Raw genomic sequence first — 20450 nt, 5'->3', positions numbered from 1 at the left:
ATACATATACCCTGTATATTTGTCTTTACTTTATTTATTTTCGCTTTTTATGTTATGTATATTGACATTAATCGAACCATTTTTTATAATCTGGATTAAAATCACTCGAACGTGATCATACCTGATTGACGCACAATGAGGTGTGTCAACTACGGCAATGAAGCCGCAAATCATCCCCAGGCACCATACAGGGGAGATTTGCGGCTTTTCATGTTCAACATTGCATTTTATCGACCAAGAACAAAATAGGAACAGGAGAGATGGAGAATGAACACAAAAAGTTTCTGGCAAAGCGGACACAAGCCCACGCTATTGGGCGCCTTCCTGTATTTTGATATCAGCTTTATGATATGGGGGATGATCGGGCCCCTGTCCGTCGTCATTGCTAATGACTACCCCATGGACCCTTTACAAAAAGCCAACCTTGTCGCTCTTCCGGTACTAGGCGGTTCCCTGCTGCGGCTCGTGCTTGGCTTCATGTCAGATTATATCGGTCCAAAGCGAACCGGGCAGATCGGTATGCTTGTGACATTCATTCCTCTCCTGCTCGGCTGGTTGTGGGTTGATTCGCTAGATCAGCTGTACATGGTCGCCCTGCTGCTGGGTGTAGCCGGAGCCTCATTTGCAGCTGCGCTACCATTAGCCAGTCAATGGTATCCGAAAGAGCATCAAGGCCTGGCTATGGGAATTGCCGGTGCTGGCAATAGCGGTACCGTTCTCGCGACCTTGTTTGCCAACCGACTCGCACAGTATTTTGGCAGTTGGGAGGTCGTTTTCGGATTGGCCATCATTCCAATCTTCATCGTCTTCATTTTATTCAGTATTTTTGCCCGCAACAGCCCTCACCGACCGGCACCCAAACGTCTGTCTCAATACGCTTCAGTGCTTAAACAGGGAGATGCATGGGTATTCTGCGCTTTTTACTGTGTGACGTTCGGTGGATTTGTGGGGCTTTCTAATTATTTGACCATTTTCTTTAATACCCAATATGGGCTCTCTGCTGTACATGCTGCCGATTTTGCAACCGTTTGTGTGATTGCCGGAAGCTTCTTTCGTCCTGTGGGCGGCTTTTTGTCTGACCGGATCGGGGGTTCACGCATGCTAATGTATTTGTATGCTGGAGCCGGGATCATGCTTGCGGGCATTGCATTTCTACCGCCGCTTGCTCTGGTTGTAGTGCTGCTTTTTGTAGGCATGATGTGCCTTGGCGCTGGCAACGGCTCGGTATTCCAGCTCGTACCGCAGCGATTCGGAAACGAAATGGGTCTCATGACCGGCATTATTGGCGCTGCGGGTGGCATAGGCGGATATTTTCTGCCGCTTATTCTAGGTAATCTGTACAAATTAACGGGTTCCTATATGCCGGGCTTCATCTGTCTGAGCCTGATCACCTTCTGCGCCCTGACTCTCGTCATCGTAATGCAGCTGAAATGGCGCAACAGCTGGATGTGCCCTCCTGCTCCAGTTACTGATGAAGCCGCCCGCCGTATCGGGGAATTAAAGGTTGATATCCATTAAAGCTATCTTTTTTAGTTCAATCCATAAGCTTTAACTTCAATGATATAAAATTGAGGTTAAGGCTATTTTTCCATTTGAAAATCAAAGGAAAACGCTTATATTTTCATAATTTTTCATATGAAAACACTTATATAACCATTTTTCACACAACATACTTGTTCACTTGGTCTAAAATAAAGCGTATACTTGTTCACGCGATGTTCAAGGTTTTACGAAATGTAATTTTTTAGAAAGAAGGAATCAGAATGCGTGCTTTTCATCTTACTGCAGATGGATCTATCGAAACCAGATTAACCGGGAAAGATCTGCTTGCCAACCCACTGCTGAATAAGGGAGTGGCTTTTACGCTCGAAGAACGACAGCAGCTCGGACTTGACGGTCTGCTCCCTCCTACCATATTAACCATTGAGGAGCAGGTTCAACGGGTATATGAGCAATTCCAGAGCCAACCGGATAATTTACGCAAAAACGTCGCTTTAAATGATCTGTTTAATCGAAATACCGTCCTGTACTATCGTTTGCTCTCTGAGCATCTAAGCGAAATGCTTCCAATTGTTTATACGCCAACGGTTGGTCAGGCTATACAGGAATACAGCCATGAATATCACAAGCCCGGCGGTATGTATTTATCTATTGATAATCTCGCAGGAATTAATGATGCTTTTAAAAATTTGAACCTGGAGCCGGGTGACATCGATCTGATCGTAGCCACAGATTCCGAAAGTATTTTGGGTATCGGTGACTGGGGAGTCGGAGGAATTAACATCTCCATCGGTAAGCTTGCTGTTTATACAGCTGCTGCGGGAATCGACCCTAGCCGGGTACTGGCAGTCGTGCTTGATGCAGGTACCAACAACGAGAAGCTGCTGGAAGATCCTCTATATATGGGGAACCGTCATAAACGTGTTCGCGGAGAGCAATATGACCAATTTATTGATACCTACGTTCAAACTGCGCTTTCTTATTTCCCGAATGCTTTGTTGCACTGGGAAGATTTGGGCAATGTTAATGCGCGCAATATTATCAACAAATATGGAAGCAGTATTTTGACATTCAATGATGATATTCAAGGTACTGGCGCGGTTACACTGGCAGGTGTGATGTCCGGTGTTCAATTGTCTGGAATCCCGCTGAGCAAGCATCGAGTTTTAGTCTTTGGGCCGGGAGCTGCCGGTATCGGTAATGCAGACCAAATCAGTGCAGCCATGATGCTGGAAGGACTGTCGGAAACCGAAGCCAAACGCAACTTCTGGGCTTATGATTACCGCGGCCTGCTCACCAATGAAACGGAAGGACTTTTCCCATTCCAGGTTCCTTATGTACGAGATGCCGCAGAATGCCGCGACTGGGAACATGCTGAAGATGGCAAAATCCCTCTGCTGGAAGTCATTCGCCGTGTGAAACCGACGATTATGATCGGAACATCCGGTGTTGCCGGGGCATTTAGCGAAGAAATTGTGAAAGAAATGGCCAAGCATACGGAACGTCCCATTATTATGCCTATGTCCAATCCGACTCCGCTGGCTGAAGCAACCCCGCAAGACTTGATCCGCTGGACGGAAGGAAAAGCACTTATTGCCACAGGAAGTCCTTTTGAGCCGGTCATCTACAACCATATCAAGTTTGAAATCGGACAATCCAACAATGCTTTCGTATTCCCGGGTCTTGGTCTTGGCGCAATCGTGGTGAAATCGAAAATGATTACAGACAACATGTTTGCCGCTGCTGCCCATGCAGTAGCTGAAATGGTTGATTTGTCACAGCCTGGAGCTGCCCTGCTTCCCAAAATCAGCGAACTGCGAGAAGTATCTGAAGCTGTAGCCATAGCTGTAGCTAAAGCTGCAGTTCAGGATGGAGTAGCACGCCATCAGCCGGATGATATCGCACAAGCGGTTCGGGATGCGATGTGGGATTGCAATTATAAACCTATCAGACAATATGGTCAGGAAGCAGTCTTGGTTTAAGAAATAGCGAACAGCTGAGCCTAGACATTGAAACAGCGACAGCCAAGGACGAGAAAAAAAAGTCCTAGACTGTCGCTGTTTTATTGAACTTACGTGCTCCGTTAGCACGGATTCATTCTGATGCTCTATACTGCAGTGACGATAATTGGCTGATTCTTTGTAATGATAATGGTGTGCTCATGTTGTGCCACAAAGCTATTGTCGGGTACACATAAAGTCCATCCATCCATTTGCTCAACGACATACCCTGCACCTGTAGATAAAAAGGGCTCAATTGTAATGACCAAACCCTCTTTCAATACCCGTCTATCGTGCTTGTTATAAACGGGTAGAATCTCTTTTGGGGCCTCGTGCAGAGATTTTCCAATACCGTGGCTACACAGATTCTTAACTACATTATAGCCGCCTTTTTTAGCCTCGATTTCAATAATCCTTCCGATTTCGTTCAATTTTACTCCATGCTTAAGTGAAGAGATTACTTTCATCATTGTATTGTGTGTGTATTGACACAGACGCATTAATGATGGCTCGTATGGAGGTATCGGAAAAGAATGTCCCGCATCCGCATAATAGCCCCCCAATTCTGCAGAAACATCGATGTTTACTAAATCGCCCGGTTGAATGATTCGATTTCCCGGTATTCCGTGGGCAACGTCGTGGTTAATACTAATACATGTATTGCCAGGGAAATTGTAAGTTGACTTAGGTGCCGGCACAGCCCCATGCCTTTTCAAAAACTGCCCTCCAATATCATCCAATTCCTTTGTCGTAATTCCTGCACGTGTGTGACGTTTCATTTCACTAATCGTCAATGCAACGATTTTGCCAATTTCCTTCAGACCATCAATATCGTTTTGTGATCCTATTGTCATAAAAGCCCCTCCGTTTTCCAAATTGATTTATTATAACACAATATTGAATATTTCATTATTCTGCCCGTTTAGCTTAATGAAACATCGTCAGTCTAATCCTTTATTTTCTTCTGACAAACAGCGCTTAAATAAGCCTTGTCGCATCCTTGAGCCCAATCTGACCATACTCAATCTCCTGGATAATCGCAAGTTTTCCGAATACACTGAATTTTGTTCGAGACATGAAAATGCTCCCCTCACAGCAACAGGTTTATTTTTTTTAACCTGTCTACCGTAAGGGGAGCATATCACCCCATTCTACAATATATTTAAAATTACCAGGACTTTTTCCAGCTAATCTCTACGCTAGCGTTATTTTAGGGGCTATCTACTAGGCATACAAATACGACTTGACTCCTTGACCCGCAAAAGCTTTCCAAATCACAAAATTATACGGATAAGTCCAATCGATGTCGTACCCGCCCGTGATTTCATGCAGCCGATTGCTGCTGAACAGGATGGAGCCCTGCTGATCGAAAGCGACCCCGTCCACCCACACCATCCGGTCGTCCGACACGAGATCGTGGAATGTTTCGCTGTAGGGGCTGTACATCCCAACGCCCTTCCCCTCCAGCATCGTGTAAAAAACATTTCCTTGAGCATCGGCATGCATCCCATCCGTCGTGGTTCTTTTACTCCCTATCGCCTGTACGGCCCGCTGGATTTTTTCGGGCGGAGCCTGAAAATCCATCAAGACGGAGGTATCGATGGCATAAAGATTGCGTCCGGTCAGCGGGCAATAGTACAAGGTGGAACGGTCGGCGGACAAGGCGATGCCATCCACGCCGATGCGGTTCAGCACCGGCTTATTGTCAATGGCAAACTGAAAACCGGGAAGATCCTGTGTGCTGAATTGCCGGTCCAGCACCCGTCTGAGCAATCGCGTCCGCATGTTGTACACGATGATGCCGCCAGCCACCGGGTGATCCGGCCAGCCGTTGCCGGAATCGGTAATATAGACGAAGCCGTTCTTATTGTCGACGACCAAATCGTTCAAAAAAGAGGTCCGATACGAAGCGATCTCATCGGGAAGCGGGATGACATCGATCATGCGGCGCGTATTCAAATCCCAGACAAGCAGCTTCTGCGAGCCTTCAGGCGAGGGGGCGTAAGCGATTTTTCCTTGATCCAGCAGCCAGATCCGGTTGAGCTCATCGATTTCATATCCCTGAATAGACCTCATCGCCCGCACATTCCCGGCCTCATTCCACTCCCAACTGGGAAAAGCCTGCAGGAGGGGGGTTCCGTCCTGGATAACAATTCTATTCATCGTGGCGGGAATGCCCGGGGCGAGACGGGGAACGCAGACGTAATAGTGTCCTTGCCGATCGACTTTGACGCCGACGAGGATCGCATTTTTCCAATACTGGTGGGCTTCAAAGTTCTCCTTCATCCTGAGGTTCGGAAAACTCCAATCCAACCGGCTCCAATGGAAAATCATATGAGAACGCAAGCGCATCCCCCCTTCAGACTATAGTGCTTCATTCCTATAGGTATATGTCTCTTCCCCGCAAAAATAACCGGGTCTTCCCCTTCATTGGAGGCGACATCACGGCCATTATTGGGCAGGCTGTTTACTCTTATCCTCATTTCTCCACTTTAATCAAGCAAAAAGTTTTGTCGTTTTTTGCCATAAGTTTTACGAATAAACATCCGATATTCTCCAATTTTAATAAATACCTAACATTTTGAAAGGTAATTGACGAAATATATAAGTAATAGGTCGTAAGTCGTAAGTCGCACTTAAACTAAAATTTCTAATTCAAAGGAGAAGAGACACGTGAAAAACTTGAAGTGGAGCACTATGTCCTTTTTTGGTAAAAATCTATTAATTTCGTTTGTCAACATTGTATTAATAGGTGCTATTCTCATCACATCCAGCTATATTCTTCAAAAGAATATTTTGACCACCCAGTTGCAAGACCAGGTTAAAGTACTGACCAAAAAATGGGCAAATGATGTTGACAAAACAAAAATGCAACAAGCGTTAAGCGAAAAAGATTATAACGGTTCTGCTCAACAGGATTTACGCCAATTTCTCGATTCTATTCATACCTTGTATCCTAATGTTGCCCAAGCTTACATATTCGGCACAGAATTAAAAGAAGGAAACCAAACCTCCATTATTGGCATTCCGACCAACTTAGTTCAATCCTTCCAAGAGTCAAAGCTGAATATAGGCGATATGTATACGCTCTCTGACGCAAATGTAGAAGCTGTAAATGACATGCTTGAATCCAAAGAAGCGGCGTTAAGCAGCTTCTACACTGATGAATTTGGTACATGGACAACCATTGCTTACCCGCTTACAGATGAAAGTGGCAAAATCACAAGTGCGCTTTACTTTGACGTAGACGCAAGCTCTGTACCAGCCGGACTTCATAAGCTGCTTGTATATGGTGTTTCCCTACTCATTCTGTTCCTTGCTATCTTCTTGACGATTCAATATTGGCTGGTCAAACGCACTCTCTCCCCGATTCGCTCCCTGATGAAGGGCATTGAGGAAGTTAGCGAGGGAAATCTGGATGTAAAAATCAAGACAGGTCTGGACGACCTTGGCATCATCAATCAAAAGTTTAATACCATGATCAAACGTATTAACGATACCATGGTAAAAGTACAGGATACGACGCAAGAAGTTACGGAGTCGGCTCAGGAATTGCTAAGTATCAGCGAGCAAAACAGTACAAACACGAATGTCATTAACAGCAATATGAAAGAAATTGCCCAAGGAATTGAAGCACAAGACAAAGCTGCAATGGAAAGCTCACGGGCTATGAGTGAAATGTCTACGGTCGTTCAGACGATTGCAGGAAGCTCCTCCTCTGTAGCAGATGAAGCTTATTCTATGGAAAAACGCTCCGTTGAAGGTAATCAGATCGTGCAAAGAGTTTCCGCTCAAATGGACTCAATCTCCAACTCGATGGAAAAAACCGTTGTCTCCATTAATGCACTGCAAAGCCGTTCCAACGAAATCAGTAACATTGTAAACATTATCACTGGTATTGCCAGCCAAACCAATCTGCTTGCACTGAACGCCTCCATTGAGGCTGCCAGAGTAGGTGAGGAAGGTAAAGGCTTTGCTGTAGTCGCTGGAGAGGTGCGCAATTTGGCTGAACAGTCCCAAGAGTCTGCCAGACAAATCGCCGAGCTGATTGAGGAAATTCAAAAAGAAATTGAGCAAACCGTAGAAGGTGTCAGCCTCGGCTCGAAGGAGGTCCAAATTGGACTGGAAGTTACCAAACAGACAGGTGAAATGTTCTCAGAGATTTTAAATGCCGCCAATAAAGTATCGTCACAAATTCAGGAGGTTTCCAGTGCAACGGAACAGATTTCAGCCAGCACACAGGAAATGACGGCAACCTCTGACGAGTTATCCTCCACGATCAGCAAAACATCAGATAGCAGCAAGGAAATAGAACATACGATTGGAGAGCAGGCCCAATCCATGGCTTCCATCGTGAATGCCTCCGACAAGCTGTCGTCGATGTCTCGTGAGCTAGAGGAGCTCATTTCATTCTTCAAAGTCGACCGAAAAGCCTAAGGATGTAACTTCATCCATACGTCATAGATAAAAATAAAGAACCTCTATTCCGCACAACATGCGAATTAGAGGTTCTTTGACATTCCCGTAATCAGTTTCAGATTTGTTTTAGTTTAGTTTAAAAATCCTTCCAAAGCTGAGGTTGGCTTTCCGTCAGCCTGCCAAGCACCTTTGTTGTAGCCTTTATTGTAACCTGGGGTTGCAGCCGGCTCCCAATAAAATACCCCTGCGCCTTTGCCACCCCCGATGTTCCGCACCTTCGTTTTGATCGTGGAAATAAATGCCTTGGAAGCTGCAGGTTCATTATAATCCATCCCGATTTCACTGATGACAATGCCTTTGCCGTATTTTGCAATGAGGCTATTGGCATTGGCAATCGTCTGGTCCACCTTGCCCTGCCAGTCAGAAGGAGACGGATACAGAGACAGCCCAACAAGGTCAAACTGGGCTCCATTGTCAATCAGCCCGCCAATATTCCAGTTTAACGTGGAACCGTTATCCCCGTTAGCCAAATGTACGATCGTCTTGGTGCTGCTGCTTACCGATTTTACAGCATTATTGCCCGTGTTAACGAGCCATGCATAGTTTTTCATATTCACCGAAGCTTTACCATCATCCCAGAGCATTCCATTGTTCGTCTCATTGCCGATTTGTACCCAGTCTGGGGTCACGCCCTTGCTTTTCATTGTATTCATAACATAGACCGTGTGGGACCAGACTGCATCCATCAGTTGTGTAAAGTTAAAATTGCGCCATGCGTAAGGCTTGTTCTGCTGTCCGGGATCAGCCCAGGAATCGCTATAATGCAGGGTCAGCATAACGCTCATGCCCAATTTTTTAGCTCGCTGTGCCAGTTCTGCCGCCTTCTCAGCATTCATGTAACCGCTTGCATAATCGTTCATGTTAGGGTTTACCCATACACGGATACGTACCGAGTTGATCTGGTAATCGTCTCGTAAAATTTGCAGTACATCCCGCCGAACCCCCTTTTTATCCTTCCAGGTCATACCTTGTGCTTCCATTCCTGCTACCCAGCTTATGTCGGCTCCTTTGGCAAAAGCAGGGGCGGCTGAAGCCGTCCCCAACCCTGCAGAGCCAAACGGGTACAAAATACTGGATAACAAAATCAACACCGCAAATAGTATAATTCGGTTACTTGTTTTCATAAGTCATCTCCTATCTGAATTTTGGACTCGCCGTTCTCCTCTAGCCATTCTTACAAATCCTTTATCGCCAAATAAAGTCAGCCCTTAACCTTATGCCATTTCTAATGTGTATTGCGCTCTGTCTTGAGAACCTTGACAGCATAGTTATTCAATCGAAGCTTATCTTCTTCAATCACACGATTTTCCAGCATATCCACATAGATTCGTCCATCCAGTGTAATTTCTTGCGACTCATGAGTAAAATTCAAGATAAAAATATAATCGTAAACTCCATCAGTGCGAATCGCTGTATTGACTCCATGCGGCAACTTGACATGAAGTGCTTTACTGATTCCTTCACCCTCAATCAAGCTTCTGTAAAAATGACTGTTGAACGATCCCGTGTTGCGTGAAGCGATGTAATAAGCTTTTCCCTGTCCCAAACGGTTCACCGTCAATGCTGGACGTCCTGCATAAAAGTCTGAACCGTATACAGCCAGTACCTTTGCACCTTCCGTATGAATAAGATCGCACAGCTCTACAGCCTCATACTCACCGTTCAGATTCAACTCATTGCCCTCAACCGGCATAATGCGATTTCGGTCGTGATCATGCAGCCCGTCGATCTCTTCCGACCATATTCCGAGCGTCTTGCGAAGCGGCCCCGGAAAGCCTCCAAGGAAGCACAAATCATGTTCATCCACAATGCCGGACCAATAGGTTGCTACAAAAATGCCACCGCTTTCAACAAACTTTTGTATTCGCTCACCCACACCGCTGCGCACCATATACAGCATCGGAGCTACTATAAGCTTGTATTTGGAGAAATCGGCATCCATATGAATGACATCTACAGGCACACCCTGCTCCCACAATGCCAAATAATGCGCTTCGGCTGTCTCCTCATATTTTACACCTTTATTTCGCGGCCCTTGCGAGTCATTGACTGCCCAGCGATTCTCCCAGTCGAAAATAACTGCGGCCTCAGCAGGCACAGATGTACCGATCACCTCCTCCAATTTTTCCAGCACATTGCCGACCTCTGTCACATCCCCGAATACCCGAGTGTGCTCATGTCCGACATGATCGACAACTGCACCGTGCAGCTTTTCACTCGAACCGCGACTTTTCCGCCATTGAAAATATTGAACGGTGTCTGACCCGTGTGCTACAGCCTGTAAAGACGATAGCAGATGCATTCCTGGTCGCTTCAGCTTGCTGACGTCTTGCCAGTTCGTCAAACTCGGCGTACTCTCCATGAGCATCCAAGGCTTGCCTCCTTTGATTGAACGAATAATATCGTGCATCATAGCTACCTTCGCAGCCTGACGGCTCTCATCACCTCCCCGGTCATGCCACGTCGGATAACTGTCCCAGGATATAACATCCAGCAGATCGGCAAACTTCCAGTAATTCAGTCCTTCAAAAAATTCCATTAAATTGGTCGTGATCGGAAGTGTCGGGTTCGCTGCCCTGAGCGGCACAATCTCGTGTTTGATAAAATCTGCGGTCTGATCGGTCACAAACCGTCTCCAGTCCAAATTCATAGCATGGACCTGTGTTTCACCGTGAGGGGCCGGAGACTCGATTTGGCTCCAATCCGTAACCGTATGACTCCAAAAGGTCGTCCACCATGCGTGATTAAGCTTATCCAGCGTGCCGTATTTATCCTCTACCCAGGCGCGAAATGCTGCCTGACAATAATCACAGTGGCATTCTCCACCAAATTCATTGGAAATATGCCAGCCAATGACAGCCGGATGATTCGCATAGCGCTCGGCCAGCTTTGTATTCATGATGCGTACTTTTTCCCGGTATACTGGTGAGGTAAAACAGTGGTTATGGCGGAACCCGTGCAGGTTACGGACACGGTTGGCCTCTACACGCAGCACCTCGGGATATTTTTGTGACATCCAGGCCGGTCTGGCTCCACTAGGAGTGGCCAAAAACGCATAAATTCCGTTCTCGGCAAACGAATCCAGAATACGGTCCAGCCATTCAAACGTAAATACACCTTCCTCAGGTTCCAATGCAACCCATGAAAATATGCCGACGGACATCACATTACATTTAGCCAGCTTCATCAGCCGGATATCTTCTTTTAGCACCTCGGGATCATGCTGCCATTGCTCCGGGTTATAATCCGCTCCGTGCAGCATACGCGGAACTCGCTCACTAATTGGCGGGTATTTGAATAGGTTTGGATGCGACACTGTAAATCATCTCCTTTAGATCAATAGGGTTTACTCCTTGACAGAACCGAGCGTCATACCTTTAACAAAATACTTTTGTAAAAATGGATATACAATAAGAATAGGCGCTGCACCAATGAAAATTTGCGCTGCATTCACCGTTGTTTGTGAAAGCAATTCCATCTCTTTGGGACTCATACTCATAGAGCTCATGTCCTTCTGAATGATGACCGTTTGCAGGAAGGTCGCGAGCGGATAATCCTTGGCATTGCTCAGATAGAGCAGGCCATCAAACCATGAGTTCCAGTGAAACACCATACTAAACAACGCAATTGTCGCAATGGATGGCATCGATATCGGTAAAAATATACTAAACAAAGTCCGAAAATGTCCTGCCCCATCAATCAGCGCGGCCTCCTCCATCTCCTTGGGTATGCCTCTAAAAAAGTTCAGCATGAGGATGACCAGAAATGTATTGACCGCTCCCGGCAAAACAAGTACCCAAAAGCTGTCCATAAGATGAATCTTTTGAATGACCATATAAAATGGAACCAGGCCACCGTTAAAAATCATACTGAATACGAACAGCCATGAATATACGTTGCGGCTGCGGAATACAGATGCTTCTTTTGAAAGTGGATAAGCAGCTAAAAAGGTAATCAGCAGCGTCAAGCCAGTACCGAGCACGGTCCGGAGAACAGAAATCCAGATAGAGTGCAGAAAAATAGGATTATTCATCGTCTTCTTGTAGGCTTCTAATGAAAATTGCACCGGCCACAGTCCAACCAGATTGGCGTCTGCTGCTGATTTGGCACTAAATGATACCGCCAATACATGAATCAGCGGAACGATACACATGATAGATAAAAGCACAAGCAGACAAATATTAAACACATTGAAGATGCGATATGCCGTTGTTTTATGATACATGACTCTCCCTCTTTCAGCCTTGTGGAATCAAAATATGCGGTAGCCTGCCCATTTGTATGCAAGTCGATAGGAAATCAGAATGAGAATCATACTGATCACAGATTTAAACAATCCGATGGCGGTAGCAAAGCCCATTTCCCCGTTAATTAATGCTGTCCGATAGACGAACGTGTCAATAATATCGCCTTTTTGGTATACAAGCGGGTTGTAAAGGTTGAAAATCTGGTCGAAGCCAGCATTCAGGACATTACCGAGTGCAAGTGTACCCACAACCACAACCATCGGAATCAGCGAAGGCACAGTAATATGCAGCGTCTGTCTCCAGCGGCTTGCCCCATCCATCTCTGCTGCTTCATACAACGAAGGATTGATCCCCGCCAATGCGGCGAGAAAAACGATAGTATTATAGCCAAACTCCTTCCATATATCTGATACGATTACCGTAAAGCGAAACCAGTTATTGTCTCCCAAAAAAAAGATGGGCTGGATTCCAAAACTGCCAAGAATACGGTTCATAAAGCCATCTGTAGCGAGCAGGTCAACCAGAATCCCGCCCAAGATTACCCACGACAGAAAGTGTGGCAGGTAAACCAGTGTCTGAATGGATCGCTGAAGTCCAACCTTGCGAATTTCATTCAGCAGAATGGCAAAAACAAATGGAACGAGCAGATTGAAAAACATCTTTAGAACCGCGATAATCAGCGTATTCCAGACGACTTGCAGACTGTCCTCCCGTTGGAACAGAAAGCGGAAATTATCCAGTCCAACCCACTCGGAGCCGGTTATACCCAGCCAAGGCTTGTAATTTTGAAAGGCCATCACGATCCCGCCCATCGGAATGTAGCTGAATACAATTAAAAAAATGATGGCTGGCAGCAGCATGATATGAAATGGCCACGTACGTTGCAGACTTCTCATTGCAGTTCCTCCTGTAACTCTCATGGTATACTTCAATTATAGAAGCGTTCCTACTAACGAAACAGCTCAAAAAACCAACATACATGGCACAAAAGCAATCATTTTTCAGCCTCGCCATGTGAATGGTAGTCTATCTCGCAAGCATAATGGTAGCGCATTTATTTCCAATATAATGTGGTGATTGGTATTAAAAAGGCTGCCCGTTTGGGACAGCCCATCTATCCATTTCAACTGTGTTTACTTCTCAACGCTCTTATACCATTCATTCACTTCTTTTGTAATTTGTTCGCCTCCGGCACTCTTCCACGTCTGCACGAAGGTATCAAAGGCCGAAATCGGCTGTTTGCCATAAATGATTTCATTGAAAGTCTGGTTTTCAATCTTATCCAGATAGTCCTTTTTGGACTTCATGGTTGGCGTAGTAGGTCCTGTGAACTGATCCTTCATGGAAATATCCTTCTGTTCCATTAACACCTTGGCAGCCGCAGGTGTATCTTTGCCGTAATTAACCATTACATCCTTCTCCAGACGAGTCTTCGCTTCCGCGCCGTCAGCCAAGCTTAACAAAGCCTTCATTTGGGCATCAGGTATACGCGCACCATCACGAACCAGCAAATAACGAACAGAGTTTACATAACCGCCTGGTATCTTGTCGATAGGTAACAGCTTACCATTCGCATCCAGCTCATAGTCGTAGCCCTTAAACATCCCGTTCGCCAAATCTCCTTCCGATTTGGCATTTGCAAAGTGATCAAACAAGTAATTTTGATAGGTGAAAAAAGCTTCAGGATGCTGCATTTGTTTGTTGATCAGTACGACACCATTGGTGTATTGAGTTCCATGGCGCATGGCTTTGTTGTAAGGCCCCACTGGAATCTTAATCGGCTTCCATACGGCGCTCTTCGCATTTTTCACCGTATCCTGAAGCGGCCAGCCGCTCATCCAGTATGGACCTGGTAAGATGCCTGCTGTTCCTGCGACTGCAGGCTCTGACGTTTTATTCTCATCCCACAATGCTGCTTCCCGCGGAATGTATCCCTTTTTGAGCCATTCGCTCAGCTTTTGCAGACCCGGCTTCATACCAGGCTGCACAGAGCCATACTCCAGACTGCCGTTCGCACCTTTGTTCCATTGTTGGGGGAGTGTGCCATAGGCTCCGAAAATCCAGGACGGGTCACCCATCCAGGTGTTCATGGACGTTTTGAAACCGATGCTGAGTGGTATAACTTTGTCTGGAGACAATCCATCCGGATTTTTATTTTTAAAAGCATCCATCACTTTTTCCAGCTCGTCCATCGTCTGAGGGGCCTTCATGCCCAGCTTGTCCAGCCAGTCTTGTCGTACCCACAAAACATAATCGTGGTTATAAGCAAAATCGAGTACAGGAATACCCATTTTCTTGCCATCCCGGCTATATTGGTTCCATACGTTCGTATCCTGATTCATCGCCTGCTTCCAGGAATCCGAAGCGTATTTATCGAACAACGGACCCGCTTCCGCAAACATACCGGAATCGATCATATCCTGCGCCAACTGCTCATTTTCCGTTCCCAGTACAACAACATCCGGCATCTCCTGACCGGAGGACATCGCCAAACGCAGCTTCGTGGCGAATGCACCATTTGTATCCGTGACAGACCAGAGTGATTTTATATTAATACCGAATTTCTCTTTGGCCCATTTGGTCGCAACATTATTTTCGATAGATTCGCCATTTTTAAATTTTAAGGCAGGATCTACACCCCATACTGTGGAAATGGTGACTTCCGGATTGTATTTTTCTTTGTATACGTTTTCAGTTTTGGCCGCGCTATTGGTATCTCCACCATTCCCCGTGCCCGAGCAGCCCACAAGGCCAGCTCCTAATAGCATAGTTGCGGCGAGTAGCGACAACAGCTTTTTTTTCGAATGAACTCGCATATTGTTCCCCCTCAAAAAAATCATTTTCTACTCTTTTATTATAAGAGGGCTTTTCTACGCAGCCTATGTCACAAAATAAATATTTCTGCACCTTTCCCAACTGATCTTTACTGATTCCGTCTTTATTCATTTCGTCTTTACTGGTCCCATCTCTACTGGTCTCGAAATTCATGCGGCGTCATTCCGTAATGCTTTTTGAACATCTTACTGAAATATTGGGGATTCTGATAGCCCAGTTCGGTCGTAATTTCATATATTTTTTTGTTGGAATACTTGAGCAAATACAGAGCCCGCTCCATTCTCATTCGGATGATATAATCTCCCAGACCTTCTCCGGTTTCAGCCTTATAGATTTTGGACAGATAGACCGGATGAAGATAAACCTGATCGGCAATCGTCTTAACAGACAGCTCCTGACCTTTATCCTGGGTGATGAGCTCCTGAACCTGCTTGACCACATAGCTTTTGGCGTTTTGCTCACTTGCCGACCATTCCGACTTCAGCTTGTTCATCATCAAAAATATCCATTCCTTAAGATTGGAGAACGATTGGATCATTTTCTGCGCATGCAGCGGGTCAAAGCCCGTTTGATCCATCTGCGTAATGAAGCGTCCTTGCTTATGCGCCGTGTACATAAATGCGCTCGTTACCGTAATAAAAAGCTCATATAAATGCTCACGGGTATACCCTGCTTCCTCTATCTTGCCAAATACACGGTTTATCTTCGTTTCAGCTTCCTCCCATTGTCTGGACTCCAGAAGATGGGTCAGCGTTGGGTGTACGTACAGCCCCTCCAGCAGCTTGGTTGAATTGTGCGGCTGTTCTGGCTGTTCTTCTATAAAGAACAGTGTATCCGTTTCCTCCTGCTGGTTCCAGTATAAGGATCTGATAGCTGACTGGTATACCTTAGGCAGTTCCTGTGGGAACATAAACCAGCCGGTTACCGTAACGTAAATTTCGCCTTTTAAGTAGTTGCTCACATTTTTTCGGAAATTGTCAATCGTCGTACGCAAAATTTGATTCTGCTCGTCCTTGCTCCGATCGGAAATCAGATTCCAATTTTCTTCTATTAATACTATTAGACAGTCATGCGGCGCTTTACAGTGCCAAACGTAAAAATTGGGGGCAAACACTTCTTCAGCAATATTTCCAATCGCATACTCAATTAAAGATACCGAATGATAATCCATATCAGAAAAATGCTTGCCCAGCTGAATAAGCAGCATACTGGCATGTTGTCCTGTGCGCAGCATAATTTCGTACTGTGACAGCTTGTCCTCTATTATTTGTATAGACAGATGGCGCCCAAGCACCAAATCATGCATCAGGTGAGTACGCAGCACACCAAAATCGGTCCTGCGGCTGTACTGTAATTGATGAACCTTGTCAAAGGCTTCCCATTCTTCCTTTAGCGAATCGATGGCAGCTGATACACATTTCATAAACTCCTCATCATCCACCGGTTTTAAAATATAATCAAAAGCCTTAAGCTGGATCGCCTTTTTGGCATATTCAAAATCGGCATAGCCTGTGAGCAGCAAGCATCGAATGTGCGGCCATCGCTCATTCGCCTCAACAATCAGCTCCAGCCCTGTCATACCGGGCATACGAATATCCGTAACCAGAATGTCAATGTCATAGGCTTCCAGCACATCTATTGCTGCTAAGGAGGAGGATGCCTGATGAATCTTCTCAATGCCCAGCGTTTCCCATGAAATGGTAGCCGCCAGGCTTTCTGTTACATAGCTCTCATCATCTACCAATAATATTTGAACCATAAGGTCCCTCCAGTTTAACCATATTCGAATTTGGGGAAGGTTCAATCAAGCCGTTTGTCGGCTCTGCTTCTGCTGGCAGCGGCCATTTTAAAACCGCACGCAGTCCTCCCAAAGGTGACAACGAGAAGTCCAGTCCGGCGTCTTCTCCAAAATGCAATCGCATACGTTGATGTACATTCCATAAGCCGTAGCCATGTTTCTCTTCTACAGGCTTGTCAAGCGTTGATGTCAGGGCTGTTATAGCCTCTTGGCTCAAGCCTAGTCCATTATCATCCACAATCAGGTGCATATACGAGCCGACACACTCGGTTTTAATATGGATGAGGCCATCCTCCACTTGAGGCTCTATCCCGTGCAGCACCGCATTTTCCACTAGTGGTTGCACTACAAGCAGCGGAATCAGCAGACCATTGGCCTGTGGAGAAACATCAATTGTAAACGTTAGCCGCGGCATACGCATCTGCTGAATTTTCAAATAATATTGAACAAACTCGACTTCCTCTGATAATGGCACCAAATCCCGTTCCTGCCTTGTCGTATATCGATAATACCTGGATAAATTATGCGCCATGGCCACGACCGCCTCATGATTTCGGAGCTTCGCCATACTTGTAATGAACGAAAAACAATTATAAAAAAAGTGTGGATTGATTTGTGACTGGAGCTGCTTTAGACGCGCTTCCTTGACATGCAGCTGCTCAACATACACCTTTTCAAACAGCTCCTGGATCTGTTCGACCATCAGATTGAATTGACGGGACAGGAAAGCAAACTCGTGACTCCCCCTTGGGCTTAATCGAACAGCATAGTCTCCATCCTTTAATTTCCGAAATGCCCGCACAAGCTGGAGAATCGGCACTTGTACCTGTGAATGGAGCAGGTAAGCACCAATCAGGCCTACCAGCAGCAAGCCAACAACGGTGATATAAAATAATCGATTTGAAGAATAAATTGGAGACATTATATCGGACAAAGGCATATAGTCAATTAAATACCAGCCCGTCGTTTGCGAAAGAACGGCATGAACCAAGTAGCTCTCTTCTCCAATTTTCACGGTCAGATTATCAACCTCATGCAGCCCCATTTTCTCCAATTTCGTAATCAGCTTGCCGGACAGCTCTTCATTTGCAGTACGATTATAGATCGCTCCTACACCTTTTTTATAATAAAAAGGCTCCTTCCGTCCATCACCTTTAAAACGGTCAAGCATGTCCTGAATGTTACTGCTGTCAAATTCGACCTTAATAATCGTGTTGGCGGTTTCAGGATTACCAAGTGAGGAAAACGGAGATAATGTATACAATGAAAATATAAATTGATCCTTCCCGTACATTCTTTTTTTGGATACCTGCCAGCCATCTTTAATCAACTGGTTTAGTTTTTTCTGATCATAAAAACCGGCTCCATTTTCTGACACAACACGTCCAAGTGAAGGGGAATAGATATCTAGACCGGTTCTCCAATTCGATGAGCTTTCCTGAAGTCCCAGCTTGGTCTGGATACGTTTGACAAGATTAATTCCATCTAAATTAAGAGTCTTATCCTTTAAAAAAATGGCCTGAAAGCTGGCAACATCAGGATCATGAATCAGCAAATGCGGCCAGGAGGATATCATTTCAATATTTGTGTTTACCTGATTTTGAAAAAAAGTCAGTTGATTATAATTAGACTGGTTCAGCTCATTACGCAGCACTCTTGTCGTCATCTGATTGGAATAGACGTACAAAACTAGTATAGGAATCAGCAATAGAATAACGATAGAGACGATTTTCGTGTAAAAATTAAATTTTAACATGTGGTCTACACATCCTCTGCACAAAAAACAGGCATACTAAAAAGCTTTGCTTGAGCCCTGACCTTCCCCGCTGTCAGTACATACTATACATTATCAACGGTTGGCGGTGATAAAATGTTTGACGCTAAGCAAATGGACTGGTTAAATCAACTATCCGCTGAAGATCTGGCGATATTAGGTGCTGGCTTCACTACATTAGGCGACTTTTTTGCTTTTTTGGCATTGGTTAAAGCCAAACAGGAGCCTAAGGGACAGGGAGATAATGTTGTGGCACTGATTAGGGCCAAACAGGAACATCCTAAGAGAAATAAAAAGTAACTATACGAATTCATAACACGAATTCATAGCACGAATTCATAGCATTATTATTTCACGACAAATTTTACACGAGTTCCATCCTCATACTCATCCAATTGGTGACTTACCCATGATCCTGCCCCACGATTATCCTTAGGAGCTATGTATTTGACATTTGCACCTTTACCGCCTTCTGAACACATCGCCATCGGCCATTCGTCACGATCGTATCCTTTGCGAGTAGGAACACTTGCAAGCGAATGTTTGCGATTTTGCTCGGCTCCTTCACGGTCAATTGTGCATACCGATGATTTTCCCGTCTGAATCGCTTCCTTGATATGCTGCGCCGTTTCTGGATACCGATCTGACGGAAAATGCAGTGTAACCTGTACCGATGAGGACGGGTTTTCTTGTGGTGTTTTCGTAAGGAGGTCGACTCCTTTAAACCAATACATACCCGCGGCCAATAGCACTACGGTTATAAAACTTAACAGTTTTTTCTTCAATTTCCCTCTTCCCTTCAAGCTATTCCAGTGAATACCTTCAACCAAGGAATCCCTGGATTTTATTTTTTTTAACCCCTCGCGGACTATAAAAAATGGTTGAATCTTCGACGACAAATAATACAGAGAGGAGGTTGCACAGATGAACGATGAGATCAAACTGGCCGTGAGCCACAAGCAAGCCGTTGTAATCCGGTTACACAATGGAAGTACCGTTATTGGCTGGCCTAAGCTCCTGTCTGAACAAGAGGACCAGCATTTCAAGCTCTACGATGACGAAAACGTATATACGATTTCAATTCAGGACGTGGATACTGTCGCACGAGTTATTGTATAAGATACATGAAGCGACTCAATGCGATATCCAGCGGACAAGCCCAAACAAGGCACACCACAGGAGAAAACTGATCAATAATCCCCAAAACAAACCTTTAAAAAGCTTCATACCATACTGACAACCTTTCCAACTGGCTTTTCGATATTATAACATGTCAGAAAGAGAGCTGTCGCAGCACGCTTCACATCATCTTTATATTATATTTTTCAAATTTTAAAATCACAGTACAAAGGCAGTGTGCAATAATTCCGAAAATAATGCCCGATCACCAATAAAAATACAATCACGATATAATAAAAGTCACATTTTAATCAAAATTTAAGGAAAGTTTTCCGAAAATAATGTATAATTATTGACATAATAAAACGCACGAGGTGATCATCATGGCATTAGTAAATAGAGTTCAGGAATTAAAATTGCAACTGCCTGACGAGCATCATAGCATCTCGCAATACGTGGAGCATGCACTGCACTCGATTGATAATTTTGTGGAACAGCATCGTCAATTTGTAGCCGCTCAGGCTTTATATGGTGAGAAAATCAATGGGACGGAAGAAAGACTGTTTCGTGATACGATTTCCGAGATTAAAGCCCAACTGGTAGCCACTTTGGAAAAAACAGTTGAAGACTTCGCCCACAGAGGCGATAAGCACTGGAAAAACCATTATCAGGACGGCGTAGAGTAAGCTAAAAATAAC

General features: G+C 45.1%; 16 protein-coding genes. 6 read left to right on the top strand and 10 right to left on the bottom strand.

The features are described 5' to 3' along the window. Positions 1-267: 267 nt before the first annotated feature. On the top strand, positions 268-1518 hold the full coding sequence (locus KQI_RS0104370) for a nitrate/nitrite transporter (RefSeq protein ID WP_010345508.1): 1251 nt from the start codon (positions 268-270) through the stop codon (positions 1516-1518). A gap of 245 nt (positions 1519-1763) precedes the next feature. Continuing rightward, on the top strand, positions 1764-3482 hold the full coding sequence (locus KQI_RS0104365; RefSeq protein ID WP_010345507.1) for an NAD-dependent malic enzyme: 1719 nt from the start codon (positions 1764-1766) through the stop codon (positions 3480-3482). Positions 3483-3607: 125 nt separating this feature from the next. Here the strand turns inward: KQI_RS0104365 and map are convergent, their stop codons facing one another. Together map and KQI_RS0104350 are read right to left on the bottom strand one after the other, a co-directional pair. Beyond that, the gene (gene map / locus KQI_RS0104360) at positions 3608-4354 is read right to left on the bottom strand and encodes a type I methionyl aminopeptidase (RefSeq protein ID WP_010345505.1); all 747 of its coding nucleotides are present in this window, start codon (positions 4352-4354) and stop codon (positions 3608-3610) included. A 370-nt stretch (positions 4355-4724) separates the two neighbouring features. Further along, the gene (locus KQI_RS0104350) at positions 4725-5852 is read right to left on the bottom strand and encodes an L-dopachrome tautomerase-related protein (RefSeq protein ID WP_080572114.1); all 1128 of its coding nucleotides are present in this window, start codon (positions 5850-5852) and stop codon (positions 4725-4727) included. Positions 5853-6173: 321 nt separating this feature from the next. On the opposite strand from KQI_RS0104350, the gene KQI_RS0104345 reads away from it, so the two are divergent. Next, entirely contained in the window at positions 6174-7937 is a 1764-nt protein-coding gene (locus KQI_RS0104345; protein WP_010345503.1) for a methyl-accepting chemotaxis protein, read from the top strand. 113 nt (positions 7938-8050) lie between these two features. Here KQI_RS0104345 and KQI_RS0104340 read toward each other — a convergent pair whose 3' ends face one another. The 7 genes from KQI_RS0104340 to KQI_RS0104310 form a co-directional block, all read right to left on the bottom strand. Then, positions 8051-9103 (bottom strand): glycoside hydrolase family 53 protein, encoded by a 1053-nt coding sequence (locus KQI_RS0104340; RefSeq protein WP_010345502.1) that lies wholly within the window; start codon positions 9101-9103, stop codon positions 8051-8053. A gap of 101 nt (positions 9104-9204) precedes the next feature. Next, entirely contained in the window at positions 9205-11241 is a 2037-nt protein-coding gene (locus KQI_RS0104335) for a beta-galactosidase (protein WP_169314547.1), read from the bottom strand. 84 nt (positions 11242-11325) lie between these two features. Beyond that, complete coding sequence (locus tag KQI_RS0104330; protein ID WP_010345500.1) at positions 11326-12204, bottom strand: carbohydrate ABC transporter permease; 879 nt, start codon at positions 12202-12204, stop codon at positions 11326-11328. A gap of 27 nt (positions 12205-12231) precedes the next feature. Further along, on the bottom strand, positions 12232-13122 hold the full coding sequence (locus KQI_RS0104325) for an ABC transporter permease (protein ID WP_010345499.1): 891 nt from the start codon (positions 13120-13122) through the stop codon (positions 12232-12234). A 237-nt stretch (positions 13123-13359) separates the two neighbouring features. Next, positions 13360-15042, bottom strand: a complete 1683-nt coding sequence (locus tag KQI_RS0104320; protein WP_010345498.1) for a type 2 periplasmic-binding domain-containing protein — start codon at positions 15040-15042, stop codon at positions 13360-13362. 152 nt (positions 15043-15194) lie between these two features. After that, entirely contained in the window at positions 15195-16820 is a 1626-nt protein-coding gene (locus tag KQI_RS0104315; RefSeq protein WP_010345497.1) for a response regulator transcription factor, read from the bottom strand. Then, positions 16795-18615: a sensor histidine kinase gene (locus KQI_RS0104310; protein ID WP_010345496.1), complete on the bottom strand. Its 1821-nt coding sequence runs from the start codon at positions 18613-18615 to the stop codon at positions 16795-16797. Before KQI_RS0104310 ends, KQI_RS0104315 begins: the two co-directional genes overlap by 26 nt. 114 nt (positions 18616-18729) lie before the next feature. Between KQI_RS0104310 and KQI_RS0104305 the strand changes: the two genes are divergently transcribed. Then, positions 18730-18933 carry a hypothetical protein gene (locus tag KQI_RS0104305; RefSeq protein ID WP_010345495.1) on the top strand — a complete coding sequence of 68 codons (204 nt, stop codon included), beginning with the start codon at positions 18730-18732 and terminating at the stop codon, positions 18931-18933. Between the two features lie 47 nt (positions 18934-18980). Here KQI_RS0104305 and KQI_RS0104300 read toward each other — a convergent pair whose 3' ends face one another. Beyond that, complete coding sequence (locus KQI_RS0104300; RefSeq protein ID WP_010345494.1) at positions 18981-19418, bottom strand: NucA/NucB deoxyribonuclease domain-containing protein; 438 nt, start codon at positions 19416-19418, stop codon at positions 18981-18983. A 139-nt stretch (positions 19419-19557) separates the two neighbouring features. Between KQI_RS0104300 and KQI_RS0104295 the strand changes: the two genes are divergently transcribed. Together KQI_RS0104295 and KQI_RS0104290 are read left to right on the top strand one after the other, a co-directional pair. After that, a complete protein-coding gene (locus tag KQI_RS0104295) occupies positions 19558-19752 on the top strand; it encodes a hypothetical protein (protein ID WP_010345492.1) in 195 nt (64 codons plus the stop codon). A gap of 383 nt (positions 19753-20135) precedes the next feature. Then, positions 20136-20438, top strand: coding sequence for a hypothetical protein (locus tag KQI_RS0104290; RefSeq protein ID WP_010345491.1), 303 nt, complete (start codon positions 20136-20138; stop codon positions 20436-20438). The last annotated feature ends 12 nt before the right edge of the window (positions 20439-20450 follow it).

Source organism: Paenibacillus peoriae KCTC 3763 (assembly GCF_000236805.1).
Classification (GTDB): Bacteria; Bacillota; Bacilli; order Paenibacillales; family Paenibacillaceae; genus Paenibacillus; species Paenibacillus peoriae.
The sequence above is the reverse complement of the archived record's forward strand: the minus strand, read 5'-3'. Positions and strand labels throughout refer to the sequence as shown.

Coding starts and splice junctions, on each gene's coding strand:
- KQI_RS0104370 (WP_010345508.1), top strand. CDS start 268: ATGAACACAAAAAGTTTCTGGCAAAGCGGACACAAGCCCACGCTATTG.
- KQI_RS0104365 (WP_010345507.1), top strand. CDS start 1,764: ATGCGTGCTTTTCATCTTACTGCAGATGGATCTATCGAAACCAGATTA.
- map (WP_010345505.1), bottom strand. CDS start 4,354: ATGACAATAGGATCACAAAACGATATTGATGGTCTGAAGGAAATTGGC.
- KQI_RS0104350 (WP_080572114.1), bottom strand. CDS start 5,852: ATGCGCTTGCGTTCTCATATGATTTTCCATTGGAGCCGGTTGGATTGG.
- KQI_RS0104340 (WP_010345502.1), bottom strand. CDS start 9,103: ATGAAAACAAGTAACCGAATTATACTATTTGCGGTGTTGATTTTGTTA.
- KQI_RS0104335 (WP_169314547.1), bottom strand. CDS start 11,241: ATGCTGCACGGAGCGGATTATAACCCGGAGCAATGGCAGCATGATCCC.
- KQI_RS0104330 (WP_010345500.1), bottom strand. CDS start 12,204: ATGTATCATAAAACAACGGCATATCGCATCTTCAATGTGTTTAATATT.
- KQI_RS0104325 (WP_010345499.1), bottom strand. CDS start 13,122: ATGAGAAGTCTGCAACGTACGTGGCCATTTCATATCATGCTGCTGCCA.
- KQI_RS0104320 (WP_010345498.1), bottom strand. CDS start 15,042: ATGCGAGTTCATTCGAAAAAAAAGCTGTTGTCGCTACTCGCCGCAACT.
- KQI_RS0104315 (WP_010345497.1), bottom strand. CDS start 16,820: ATGGTTCAAATATTATTGGTAGATGATGAGAGCTATGTAACAGAAAGC.
- KQI_RS0104310 (WP_010345496.1), bottom strand. CDS start 18,615: ATGTTAAAATTTAATTTTTACACGAAAATCGTCTCTATCGTTATTCTA.
- KQI_RS0104305 (WP_010345495.1), top strand. CDS start 18,730: ATGTTTGACGCTAAGCAAATGGACTGGTTAAATCAACTATCCGCTGAA.
- KQI_RS0104295 (WP_010345492.1), top strand. CDS start 19,558: ATGAACGATGAGATCAAACTGGCCGTGAGCCACAAGCAAGCCGTTGTA.
- KQI_RS0104290 (WP_010345491.1), top strand. CDS start 20,136: ATGGCATTAGTAAATAGAGTTCAGGAATTAAAATTGCAACTGCCTGAC.